This is a genomic window from Bacillus sp. MT(2024), assembly GCF_036362845.1.
Taxonomy (GTDB): domain Bacteria; phylum Bacillota; class Bacilli; order Bacillales; family Bacillaceae; genus Bacillus; species Bacillus velezensis.
Genome location: NZ_CP143632.1, coordinates 96,921 through 110,329, shown reverse-complemented (window position 1 = coordinate 110,329; position 13,409 = coordinate 96,921). Strand labels below are relative to the sequence as shown.

General features: G+C 43.4%; 5 protein-coding genes, 3 rRNA genes and 1 pseudogene. All 9 read right to left on the bottom strand.

What is annotated here, in order from left to right; all coding sequences use genetic code 11:
* Positions 1-9: 9 nt before the first annotated feature.
* Positions 10-3,051, bottom strand: coding sequence for a type 2 lanthipeptide synthetase LanM family protein (locus VP472_RS00590; protein WP_102421957.1), 3,042 nt, complete (start codon positions 3,049-3,051; stop codon positions 10-12).
* Between the two features lie 56 nt (positions 3,052-3,107).
* The gene (locus tag VP472_RS00585; RefSeq protein ID WP_052587026.1) at positions 3,108-3,344 is read right to left on the bottom strand and encodes a mersacidin/lichenicidin family type 2 lantibiotic; all 237 of its coding nucleotides are present in this window, start codon (positions 3,342-3,344) and stop codon (positions 3,108-3,110) included.
* 250 nt (positions 3,345-3,594) lie between these two features.
* Positions 3,595-6,033, bottom strand: coding sequence for an ATP-dependent protease ATP-binding subunit ClpC (gene clpC / locus VP472_RS00580; RefSeq protein WP_052587023.1), 2,439 nt, complete (start codon positions 6,031-6,033; stop codon positions 3,595-3,597).
* Positions 6,030-7,121 (bottom strand): annotated as a pseudogene (locus VP472_RS00575) (protein arginine kinase). The gene clpC and the pseudogene VP472_RS00575 overlap by 4 nt, the downstream one beginning before the upstream one ends.
* Positions 7,121-7,678, bottom strand: a complete 558-nt coding sequence (locus VP472_RS00570; RefSeq protein ID WP_003156397.1) for a protein-arginine kinase activator protein McsA — start codon at positions 7,676-7,678, stop codon at positions 7,121-7,123. Before VP472_RS00570 ends, VP472_RS00575 begins: the two are co-directional and overlap by 1 nt.
* A gap of 13 nt (positions 7,679-7,691) precedes the next feature.
* Positions 7,692-8,156: a transcriptional regulator CtsR gene (gene ctsR / locus VP472_RS00565; RefSeq protein ID WP_016935919.1), complete on the bottom strand. Its 465-nt coding sequence runs from the start codon at positions 8,154-8,156 to the stop codon at positions 7,692-7,694.
* 227 nt (positions 8,157-8,383) lie between these two features.
* Positions 8,384-8,499 (bottom strand): 5S ribosomal RNA (gene rrf, locus VP472_RS00560).
* A gap of 50 nt (positions 8,500-8,549) precedes the next feature.
* Positions 8,550-11,476, bottom strand: a 23S ribosomal RNA gene (locus VP472_RS00555).
* 233 nt (positions 11,477-11,709) lie between these two features.
* Positions 11,710-13,255: ribosomal RNA gene (locus VP472_RS00550) — 16S ribosomal RNA — on the bottom strand.
* The 16S, 23S and 5S rRNA genes sit together here, the layout of an rRNA operon.
* Between the last annotated feature and the right edge of the window lie 154 nt (positions 13,256-13,409).

Genomic DNA, 13,409 nt, shown 5'->3' with positions numbered 1-13,409 from the left:
TATAGAAGGCTACAATATAGGTTGCTCTAAGGTAAGGATGTTCGGCATACCTAAAAAGTCATTTCCATAAAGTAGGGCATATCCTACTCCTGCAGCTCCTGTCATTAATCCAAAGTCTAGTTCAAATTTTTGTTTAATACTATTTAAATTCAGAGACCTTTCTATTTCCTCTATAGTATCAGATACTAAATGAATTAACGTTTGATTGTTTTGTTTTTTTGCTAATTCCAAAATTATCAATTGAACTCCTAACTTCCCATGACATAGAGTTATATCTTTATATTTTTTAGATAATAACTTATCTATTATTATTTTTTGTTCTGCACCGTCAAAATTTAAATTCATATTACTTCTAGCTAATAAGATGCCAGGTGCTCCATGGCACCAGAAATTTTGATATTCATTATTTAGATTCCTTAAATCTCTCCAATTTTTCTTTTCTTTTGAATAATAGTAATCCTCGTATTCTATTAACATATTGATGTAATTTTCATAGATCTTATCTCCGGTAACGTCTTCAAGCTTTTTTAGAGCTAAAGCAATACCCGAGGCACCATGAGAAATTCCTGTAAGCATTTTAAACTCATCTTTTTCAATACTACTGTCTATATACTCAAGAACAAAGTTACCAAAAGATTTTGCCAAACTCAGTGCATCTTCTATACGTAATGTACAGTAGATATTCAATAGAACAATGATAGATCCTGCATAACCACCTATAAAATCAAGTTCATCATTATAATTATGTTTAAAAGAATCAAGTTTATTAAGAATCATCTTTATATCTTCAGCAAATTCTCTCTTTTTTTCAGGAAAAAAGTAAATGTAATGGTTAAGAACATATAAGTATGAGCATAATCCATAAAACGCTGAAATATTGTCGTTCTCGTGAATTTTAATTTTCGCACTATTTATACACCTCAGTGCCATATTTTTATATTCATCTTTATTATATTGTCTATTTAAGTAAAGAAAAAATAAACCGATGCCTAAAAGGCCCTCATACAAACTTTCATCTATCGGAGATAATATGAACTTTTCACTATCTATTTGTTTTTTTGAAATAAAAGTTACAAAATTATTATCAACGTCTGTAATGGACTTGCTTATAAGAAAATCACCTATTAATTCTGGAAGAGTTTTACCTACACTTTTTTCTAAATTCTCGCTGTATTTTAAATTGGATTGGGTTTCACTTAAATTAGAAAAACACTGTCTTATAAATTCAATTTGATGCTTGCAATCCTTTGTACTAAGTTGTTTTATTCTTTCTTTTACTATAGTTAAAGACTCTTTCTCAAAAAAATGTGAAATTCTTTCTCCTCTTGATGTAATTAAATCTTTTGAATTAATACCTGCATAAAAGTAAGGTATATCATGGTTTAATAAATCATTATATTCACTGAATATAATATCTAAATTTCGAAGATATTTTTTATTCCATATATTTTCAAAAAGTAGACTTCTATCTAAACCGTTCATTAAATAATCAGGATGTAAACTCCATTCTAAGAACTCAGCATAAGTCGCTGTATTCCGATAAATAAATCTAAAATGTACGTCTTTAAAAGCTTCAATAGGCCCATCTTCATTTAAGAGTTCTTTTTTGTTTTCTTTAAACAAATTATATAAGGATGTAAAGCCTTTAATAATTGAGTTTATGTATTTACTAGGCTGAATCGCGTCATTTGAAGTAAGTGGTTGATTTTGAGAACCTTTATACTCTTGTTTTGTTTTAACAAGCTTCATATTATCTGTTCCAACATTTTGAAAATCAAACGATTCAAAAGGAAGTTCTTGGTTTCCACTTCCTCCAATTCCACTTAAATCAAATTCAACACCCGTATAATTACTAACAGGTAACATCCCTGTTAAAATCACTGAATTATTAATTTTATCCCAAGCTAATTCATCAACTACATTATAACTTTTATGTTCAATCTTATTTTGGAAGAGCGATTCAAGGTCAACTAAAATAGGATAAGCAGAATGGGCAATCATGTTTTCCAAATGGAAATCTGTAGCATTAAGTATATATAATAAGGCAGTATATGCACCTTGCCGTTCATAAAATAATTCGATGTCTTTTTCTTTATTACATGCTCTATAATTAATAAATTTCTGCCATCCGTAGCTCTTTTTATCAATTGACTTAGCATATTTTAATTCAGGTTGAAAATTTTTTTGATTAATCCATGTAATAAGTTCTTCAAATTTCTTATCCATATGTAATGATCTTGGTTTATAGATGAGTTTATGACCGTTATCAAATTTTAAACACATTATACTTCTACCATTATTATGATCATCACCCAATCCCTTATCTAAAGAAACAAGAACGCTATCTGAAATGAACTTTTTCTCTATAAGATCACGTCTATCACTAATGTAACGTGATAAGGTCTCTTTAAAATTATTTATATTTTTTTCAACAGAGCTTACAATCAATCTCGCTAAAACTGAATACTCTTTCAATACTTTTAAGATTTCTTTTGGACTCTCTAAAAATTTTTTTGAATAGGAATGATACCTTTCATCTGAGGTTTTTCCAACTAAGTTTCCTTTTAACCTTTCAATATTTAGATCAAGTATAAGAGTTCTTGAAACTAGTGAATCCAGGTTTTCTTGTATTGCGTTTATTAAAGAACCACGTAACTTTACCGCGTTAATGTAACTATAGTCGAAGATATGTTTGAATTCAAAGTCTATTTTTTGTAGAGCCCAATCTAAAAATGGATAAGTAAAGTAGTAAAAAACTGATTGTTTATAGGAATGGTTACCATTATATTTACAAGTTTCTTTAAAAATTTCATTTAACCTATCTATCCACAATCTATCACTAATTTCAAAATCACATCTGGAAGAAATTATCTTACTAAAAATGTTGAAACCCTTATAATATTTCTCTATTTTCTCTTCAAATGCTTCTTTTTTTAAACCTGAAGTTAATACCCATTTTTCATATTGGTCATGGATGATTTCGATACCTCTATCCGGAATTCTCTCACTTATATATGAACCATTTTTGAATTCATCAAATAAATCAGACATATGTACATTCTCCTCTCAAAAAAGAGGACTCCACGAGCCCTCTTTTTAAGTAAGTTTTAAACTTTACATTTTATTTTAAATGTAGGACAGACTTTCAAACTTACTCGAATAACTACAGTTGGTGCAGGACTAACTGGGGTTGTCATAGGGTTAACATTATCCTCACTACCAAGCATTGATAATTGGCGAGCTTCAATAGACCCAGATGGATGATCTGCTACATCCGATAAAGTTTTTCTAAATTCAGGATCTTTCCATGCTCTAATGGTTCTTTCAATCTGCTTTTCTGACATATTTTTACCTCCCTGTAATTTGATACAATAAAATTATAATATATTTCCAATTAAATCGCAACAATTATCACAAAATTCTATTTTCAGATTAGTGCTTCTATGCCTCGCTTCCTATTTACTGACTGATGGTTTCGTATGTTCACACACTTAAACCTTGTGCTAACGATCTAACACTTAATAATAACTTTACCTTTTAAAAAAGACGTGCAAGATTAGCTGCACGTCTTCTCATATTTAATTTAATAACATTTTAAGCATCGGTTTTAGCAGTTGTTTTTACGACAAATTCGCCGTCCTCAACATCAAGAACAATGTGCTGGCCTTTATCAATATTGCCTCTGAGGAGTTCTTCTGATAACCGGTCCTCCACATGCTTTTGAATCGCTCTTCTTAACGGACGTGCGCCGTATTCCAAATCGACGCCCTCTTCTGCTACTTTTGCTTTTGCAGCATCCGTCAGCTCGATAGAGAGATCTTGTTCTTTCAGACGTTTTGTTAACTGATCAGACATAAGCGACACGATGTCTGTAAGATGTTTTTTCTCAAGGGAGTGGAAGACGATAATTTCGTCAATCCGGTTGATAAACTCAGGTCTGAAGGCACGCTTCAGCTCTCCCATGACTTTGTCTTTCATATCTTTATGGTTTTGTGATTCATCCTGGACATTGAAGCCCACATATTTGTTGCGCTTCAGCTCGCTCGCCCCGACGTTTGACGTCATAATCAGGATCGTGTTGCGGAAATCCACAGTGCGTCCTTTTGAATCAGTCAAGCGTCCGTCTTCAAGCACTTGCAGGAGAATGTTAAACACATCAGGGTGCGCTTTTTCAATTTCATCAAGCAATACGACAGAGTAAGGTTTTCTTCTCACTTTTTCTGTCAGCTGGCCGCCTTCATCATAGCCGACATATCCCGGAGGAGAACCGACAAGACGTGAAGTCGAGTGTTTCTCCATGTATTCGGACATATCCACTCTGATCATCGCTTCCTCATCACCGAAAATGGATTCCGCCAGCGCTCTTGCCAGCTCTGTCTTCCCAACGCCTGTAGGGCCTAAGAAGATGAATGAACCAATCGGACGTTTCGGGTCCTTCAGTCCGGCTCTTGCACGTCTGACAGCCTTTGCCACGGCTACAACGGCTTCATCCTGGCCGATGACGCGGGAATGCAGAATGCTTTCCATATTGAGAAGCTTATCTGTTTCCGTTTGGGCAATTTTAGATACGGGCACCCCGGTCCAGCTGGATACAACCATCGCGATATCCTCTACAGAAACTTCGGAGTTCTCCTGGCCTTGTTTTTCTTTCCAGGTTTTTTTCGTGTCTTCCACCTGTTCTCTCAGGCGCTGCTCCGTATCACGAAGGGAAGCCGCTTTTTCAAACTCCTGGCTCTGAACGGCAGCGTCTTTTTCCTTGCGAACTTCATCGAGTTTCTGCTCAAGCTCTTTTAAGTTCGGAGGCGTTGTGAAAGAACGGAGACGCACTTTTGAACCGGCTTCATCAATTAAATCGATCGCTTTATCCGGAAGGAAGCGGTCAGAAATATAACGGTCGGACAATTTAACCGCGGCTTCGATCGCTTCATCGGTAATGGATACGCGGTGATGCGCTTCATAGCGGTCACGGAGCCCTTTTAAAATTTGAATGCTTTCATCGGCTGACGGCTGATCCACCTGAATCGGCTGGAAACGGCGCTCGAGAGCCGCGTCTTTTTCGATATATTTACGGTATTCATCAAGCGTTGTGGCACCGATGCATTGAAGCTCTCCGCGGGCCAGTGAAGGTTTTAAGATATTCGATGCATCAATCGCACCTTCTGCTCCCCCCGCTCCGATCAGTGTATGCAGTTCGTCAATGAATAAAATAATATTGCCGGCCTGACGTATTTCATCCATTACTTTTTTCAAGCGGTCTTCAAATTCTCCGCGGTATTTCGTACCGGCTACAACCGTACCCATGTCTAACGTCATTACGCGTTTATCACGTAATATTTCCGGCACTTCATTATTGATGATCTGCTGTGCAAGGCCTTCAGCAATCGCAGTTTTACCTACACCCGGTTCTCCGATAAGAACGGGATTATTTTTCGTTCTGCGGCTTAATACCTCAATAACACGCTGAATTTCTTTGCTTCGCCCGATAACCGGATCAAGACTGTCTTCCTTCGCAATCGCAGTTAAATCACGCGCCAGACTGTCAAGCGTCGGCGTGTTTGCATTGCTGTTGGTACCGGATGCAGAAGATCCCGTCTCATTGCTTCCCAGAAGCTGCAGCACTTGCTGTCTCGCTTTATTCAAGCTGACACCGAGATTATTCAGAACTCTCGCCGCCACGCCTTCTCCTTCACGAATCAATCCGAGAAGTATGTGTTCTGTTCCCACATAAGAATGTCCTAGCTTTCTGGCTTCATCCATTGATAGCTCTATTACCTTTTTGGCTCGAGGTGTGTAATGAGGAACAGAGGTGGCACTTTCCTGCCCTCGACCGATCAAACTTTCCACTTCTTTCTGCATTTTATCTGAATTAAGGCCAAGAGCTTCTAAAGCTTTAAATGCGATCCCTTCACCTTCACGGACTAACCCTAATAGTATATGTTCAGTTCCGATATTTGTATGGCCTAAGCGCAGTGCTTCTTCCTGTGCCAGTGCCAATACCTTTTGAGCTCGCTCTGTAAACCTTCCAAACATCATATCGAATCATCCTCCTGTCTATTTGCACTCATTTCTAAATGCAGCCTTTCCCTGATAAGAGCCGCTCTTCTCGCGTCTCTTTCGTTCGGCCGTAATGCACCGCCCGAATATTGCTGGAGAAAACCCGGCTGTGTCAAAATCATCAGTTCATTAAGTATATTGCTTGATAGCCCTTTAATGATCCCCAGATCTATCCCCAGCCGAACGTCAGAAAGGCATTTCGCCGTTTCCTTTGATTCAATCATACGGCAGTTGGATAAAACGCCGTAAGATCTGAATACCCGGTCCTCCAATTAAATTTTCGAGGTTTGGTAAAGCGCTTCTCGGGCTGAACGTTCCTGCTCAATCAGCTGGGCAGCCACACTGTTTAAATCATCTACAATGTCCTGTTCTGATTTTCCGAGTGTGATTTGATTTGAAATTTGAAAGATATTTCCTAATGCTTCGCTGCCTTCACCGTAAATTCCTCTAACAACTAAGCCTAATTGGTTAATTGCCGGTATAATTCGATTCATTTGCCTAGTTAATACAAGGCCCGGCAAATGCATCATGACTGAAGCCCTTAGTCCCGTCCCTACATTTGTAGGACAGCTTGTTAAGTACCCTCTCTTCTCTCCAAAGGCGTAATCCACTTTCTCCTCAATCCAGTCATCAACCTGGTTTGCCGCTTTTATGGCGTTGAGAAGCTGGAAGCCGGGGAAGAGGCATTGAATTCTGATATGATCTTCTTCATTTAACATAATGCTGACTTCTTCATTTTCAGAAAGCAGACAGCCGCCAAAAGGAGATTCCGTTAAATTCGGGCTGATCAGATGTTTCTCCATCAGCACCCGTTTTTCCAAAGGCTGAGCTTCACTCATTCTGATTAAATGAAATTGACCGATATCAGGCAGTTCCTTACCTGAAAAATGATCTTCGAATTGCTGAATGATGGATGAGGCTTCTTCATTCGTATACCGGGCGGGAAACTTTATATTTTCAAAGTTTCGGGCCAACCGTATACGGCTGCTGAGTACAATGTCACTTTCAGGTCCCTTTTGCTTCATCCAATTGCTTAGTGCGTCCTGAATAAAATGCTTGAGCGACATTACCCTTGTTCCCCCTCACTGTCTGTACTTTTTAATTCCTGCTCTAACGATCGGATCTGATCCCTGACCTCCGCTGCTCTTTCAAACTCCTCGTGGTGTATTAAAGATTCAAGTTCTTTTTTTAACATTTCCATTTGCCGTCTTACATGCAGGTTTCCGCCTATTCGTTTTGGAATTTTCCCGGCATGCACCGTATTCCCGCTGTGAACTTTTCGCAAGATCGGCGTAATTTGGCTGTAGAACGTATCGTAACATTCCGCACAGCCGAAACGCCCTGTTTTTCTCAGCTGCTGAAACGTCATACCGCATTTCTTACAAGCTGTCCCTTGCTCTGAGTAGCCGAACATTTGAGAACCGGTGTTTTGAAATGAGGACTCCATATTCAGCAGCCCTGATAATAAATTATGAATCGAGAACCCTTGGTTTCCACTTATACTGTATGAATCGCTATTTTCTTTTGCACATTGTTCACAAATATGAACTTCTTGCTTTTCTCCATTAACAACTTTCGTAAAGTGAAAAGTGGCCGGTCTCTCATTGCATTCTTGACAAATCAATCTTTTCACCCGCTTACTTTAGTTTTAAAGATGTGAGCATTGCTTTCATCATTCTGGCTCTTAGTTCATCCCGTTCGGGCAAATCAATATATAGAACTGAACGATCCATTACACTCACCATCATTTTAGCTTCTCTTTCCGAAATAACTCCGTCCTCTAACAGTCTGAGAATAATGTCATCAGAGGCTGCCTGGGACAAGTGGGTATGAATCTGCGAAATAATATTATTGATGAGGACGACTTCGTTATTCATTTTAACTTTGATAATACGAATATAACCGCCGCCTCCCCGTTTACTTTCAACAATATATCCTCTTTCACTTGTAAATCTGGTGTTGATGACATAATTTATTTGGGAAGGAACACATTGAAATTTATCAGCGATTTCACTGCGTTTGATCTCTAAAATTTCTTTGCCATTTTGATCTAATACTTGTTTCAAGTACTGTTCAATGATGTCAGAAATATTATGTCCCACTCAACCCCCTCCTTTATTGACTTTGACTATATTTGACTTTAATCTTACTATAAGGCGTTTCGCAAAATTTTTCAACTGTATCGCTCTATCTCTATTATTTCCACTTTGCACAAGCATAAAACCTGCTTTTGCAAAAAGGCATATCGTTACGTTTCTCATATTATATAACGTATGCAGAAAAACACAAAAAAGGCAGCTCATGATGAGCTGCCTTTACCGAAATGATAGCTTGGCGGCGTCCTACTCTCACAGGGGGAAACCCCCGACTACCATCGGCGCTGAAGAGCTTAACTTCCGTGTTCGGCATGGGAACGGGTGTGACCTCTTCGCTATCGCCACCAAACCATTGAGAGTGTTCTCTCAAAACTAGATAACAGTAAGTATACATTCAAATTGGTTAAGTCCTCGATCGATTAGTATCTGTCAGCTCCATGTGTCGCCACACTTCCACCTCAGACCTATCAACCTGATCATCTTTCAGGGATCTTACTTCCTTGCGGAATGGGAAATCTCATCTTGAGGGGGGCTTCATGCTTAGATGCTTTCAGCACTTATCCCGTCCGCACATAGCTACCCAGCGATGCCCTTGGCAGAACAACTGGTACACCAGCGGTGCGTCCATCCCGGTCCTCTCGTACTAAGGACAGCTCCTCTCAAATTTCCTGCGCCCGCGACGGATAGGGACCGAACTGTCTCACGACGTTCTGAACCCAGCTCGCGTACCGCTTTAATGGGCGAACAGCCCAACCCTTGGGACCGACTACAGCCCCAGGATGCGATGAGCCGACATCGAGGTGCCAAACCTCCCCGTCGATGTGGACTCTTGGGGGAGATAAGCCTGTTATCCCCGGGGTAGCTTTTATCCGTTGAGCGATGGCCCTTCCATGCGGAACCACCGGATCACTAAGCCCGACTTTCGTCCCTGCTCGACTTGTAGGTCTCGCAGTCAAGCTCCCTTGTGCCTTTACACTCTGCGAATGATTTCCAACCATTCTGAGGGAACCTTTGGGCGCCTCCGTTACCTTTTAGGAGGCGACCGCCCCAGTCAAACTGCCCACCTGACACTGTCTCCCCGCCCGATAAGGGCGGCGGGTTAGAAGGTCAATACAGCCAGGGTAGTATCCCACCGATGCCTCCACCGAAGCTGGCGCTCCGGTTTCCAAGGCTCCTACCTATCCTGTACAAGCTGTACCAACATTCAATATCAGGCTGCAGTAAAGCTCCACGGGGTCTTTCCGTCCTGTCGCGGGTAACCTGCATCTTCACAGGTACTATAATTTCACCGAGTCTCTCGTTGAGACAGTGCCCAGATCGTTGCGCCTTTCGTGCGGGTCGGAACTTACCCGACAAGGAATTTCGCTACCTTAGGACCGTTATAGTTACGGCCGCCGTTTACTGGGGCTTCAATTCGCACCTTCGCTTACGCTAAGCGCTCCTCTTAACCTTCCAGCACCGGGCAGGCGTCAGCCCCTATACTTCGCCTTGCGGCTTCGCAGAGACCTGTGTTTTTGCTAAACAGTCGCCTGGGCCTATTCACTGCGGCTCTCTCGGGCTTGCACCCTAACAGAGCACCCCTTCTCCCGAAGTTACGGGGTCATTTTGCCGAGTTCCTTAACGAGAGTTCTCTCGATCACCTTAGGATTCTCTCCTCGCCTACCTGTGTCGGTTTGCGGTACGGGCACCTCTCACCTCGCTAGAGGCTTTTCTTGGCAGTGTGGAATCAGGAACTTCGCTACTATAATTCGCTCGCCATCACAGCTCAGCCTTCACGGGAAACGGATTTGCCTATTTCCCAGCCTAACTGCTTGGACGCGGATATCCAATACCGCGCTTACCCTATCCTCCTGCGTCCCCCCCATTGCTCAAATGGTGAGGAGGTGGTACAGGAATATCAACCTGTTATCCATCGCCTACGCCTTTCGGCCTCGGCTTAGGTCCCGACTAACCCTGAGCGGACGAGCCTTCCTCAGGAAACCTTAGGCATTCGGTGGAGGGGATTCTCACCCCTCTTTCGCTACTCATACCGGCATTCTCACTTCTAAGCGCTCCACAAGTCCTTCCGGTCTTGCTTCACAGCCCTTAGAACGCTCTCCTACCACTGTTCGAAGAACAGTCCGCAGCTTCGGTGATACGTTTAGCCCCGGTACATTTTCGGCGCAGAGTCACTCGACCAGTGAGCTATTACGCACTCTTTAAATGGTGGCTGCTTCTAAGCCAACATCCTGGTTGTCTAAGCAACTCCACATCCTTTTCCACTTAACGTATACTTTGGGACCTTAGCTGGCGGTCTGGGCTGTTTCCCTTTCGACTACGGATCTTATCACTCGCAGTCTGACTCCCAAGGATAAGTCATCGGCATTCGGAGTTTGACTGAATTCGGTAACCCGGTAGGGGCCCCTAGTCCAATCAGTGCTCTACCTCCGAGACTCTTACCTTGAGGCTAGCCCTAAAGCTATTTCGGAGAGAACCAGCTATCTCCAGGTTCGATTGGCATTTCACCCTACCACACCTCATCCCCGCACTTTTCAACGTGCGTGGGTTCGGCCTCCATTCAGTGTTACCTGAACTTCACCCTGGACATGGGTAGATCACCTGGTTTCGGGTCTACGACCACGTACTCAATTCGCCCTATTCAGACTCGCTTTCGCTGCGGCTCCGCATCTTCTGCTTAACCTTGCACGGGATCGTAACTCGCCGGTTCATTCTACAAAAGGCACGCCATCACCCGTTAACGGGCTCTGACTACTTGTAGGCACACGGTTTCAGGATCTCTTTCACTCCCCTTCCGGGTGCTTTTCACCTTTCCCTCACGGTACTGGTTCACTATCGGTCACTAGGGAGTATTTAGCCTTGGGAGATGGTCCTCCCGGATTCCGACGGAATTTCACGTGTTCCGCCGTACTCAGGATCCACTCAGGAGAGAACGAAGTTTTGACTACAGGGCTGTTACCTCCTATGGCGGGCCTTTCCAGACCTCTTCATCTACCTCGTTCCTTTGTAACTCCGTACAGAGTGTCCTACAACCCCAAGAGGCAAGCCTCTTGGTTTGGGCTGGTCCCGTTTCGCTCGCCGCTACTCAGGGAATCGCATTTGCTTTCTCTTCCTCCGGGTACTTAGATGTTTCAGTTCCCCGGGTCTGCCTTCTCATATCCTATGTATTCAGATATGGATACCACTCCATTACGAGTGGTGGGTTTCCCCATTCGGAAATCTCCGGATCAAAGCTTGCTTACAGCTCCCCGAAGCATATCGGTGTTCGTCCCGTCCTTCATCGGCTCCTAGTGCCAAGGCATCCACCGTGCGCCCTTTCTAACTTAACCGTTAAAAAGAATCACTACGTGATATCTTGCATTACTAATTGAATGTGAATTACTTCTGTTATCTAGTTTTCAAAGAACAACGCATAGGACATGCTAACACATGCGTTGCCACAGGAAGTGGAGCATTTAGCAGGTGTTCCTATGTTTTGAAGGAATAATCCTTCAAAACTAAACAAGACAGGGAACGTTCTGTTTATAAGACCCACGGTCTTATATTCCGTTAAAATCCTTAGAAAGGAGGTGATCCAGCCGCACCTTCCGATACGGCTACCTTGTTACGACTTCACCCCAATCATCTGTCCCACCTTCGGCGGCTGGCTCCATAAAGGTTACCTCACCGACTTCGGGTGTTACAAACTCTCGTGGTGTGACGGGCGGTGTGTACAAGGCCCGGGAACGTATTCACCGCGGCATGCTGATCCGCGATTACTAGCGATTCCAGCTTCACGCAGTCGAGTTGCAGACTGCGATCCGAACTGAGAACAGATTTGTGGGATTGGCTTAACCTCGCGGTTTCGCTGCCCTTTGTTCTGTCCATTGTAGCACGTGTGTAGCCCAGGTCATAAGGGGCATGATGATTTGACGTCATCCCCACCTTCCTCCGGTTTGTCACCGGCAGTCACCTTAGAGTGCCCAACTGAATGCTGGCAACTAAGATCAAGGGTTGCGCTCGTTGCGGGACTTAACCCAACATCTCACGACACGAGCTGACGACAACCATGCACCACCTGTCACTCTGCCCCCCGAAGGGGACGTCCTATCTCTAGGATTGTCAGAGGATGTCAAGACCTGGTAAGGTTCTTCGCGTTGCTTCGAATTAAACCACATGCTCCACCGCTTGTGCGGGCCCCCGTCAATTCCTTTGAGTTTCAGTCTTGCGACCGTACTCCCCAGGCGGAGTGCTTAATGCGTTAGCTGCAGCACTAAGGGGCGGAAACCCCCCTAACACTTAGCACTCATCGTTTACGGCGTGGACTACCAGGGTATCTAATCCTGTTCGCTCCCCACGCTTTCGCTCCTCAGCGTCAGTTACAGACCAGAGAGTCGCCTTCGCCACTGGTGTTCCTCCACATCTCTACGCATTTCACCGCTACACGTGGAATTCCTCCTCTTCTGCACTCAAGTTCCCCAGTTTCCAATGACCCTCCCGGTTGAGCCGGGGCTTTCACATCAGACTTAAGAAACCGCCTGCGAGCCCTTTACGCCCAATAATTCCGGACAACGCTTGCCACCTACGTATTACCGCGGCTGCTGGCACGTAGTTAGCCGTGGCTTTCTGGTTAGGTACCGTCAAGGTGCCGCCCTATTTGAACGGCACTTGTTCTTCCCTAACAACAGAGCTTTACGATCCGAAAACCTTCATCACTCACGCGGCGTTGCTCCGTCAGACTTTCGTCCATTGCGGAAGATTCCCTACTGCTGCCTCCCGTAGGAGTCTGGGCCGTGTCTCAGTCCCAGTGTGGCCGATCACCCTCTCAGGTCGGCTACGCATCGTCGCCTTGGTGAGCCGTTACCTCACCAACTAGCTAATGCGCCGCGGGTCCATCTGTAAGTGGTAGCCGAAGCCACCTTTTATGTCTGAACCATGCGGTTCAAACAACCATCCGGTATTAGCCCCGGTTTCCCGGAGTTATCCCAGTCTTACAGGCAGGTTACCCACGTGTTACTCACCCGTCCGCCGCTAACATCAGGGAGCAAGCTCCCATCTGTCCGCTCGACTTGCATGTATTAGGCACGCCGCCAGCGTTCGTCCTGAGCCAGGATCAAACTCTCCGATAAAGTAGTTTGACTGACTACGCACATCGCTGTGCGATTTATTTAAAACTTTGAATTAACAGGTACGTTTTGTCTTGTTTAGTTTTCAAAGATCATTTTGTTCACTTTCTCAAGCAACTTTTTAAGTATATAATAAGTTTCTCTCAAAGTCAACATT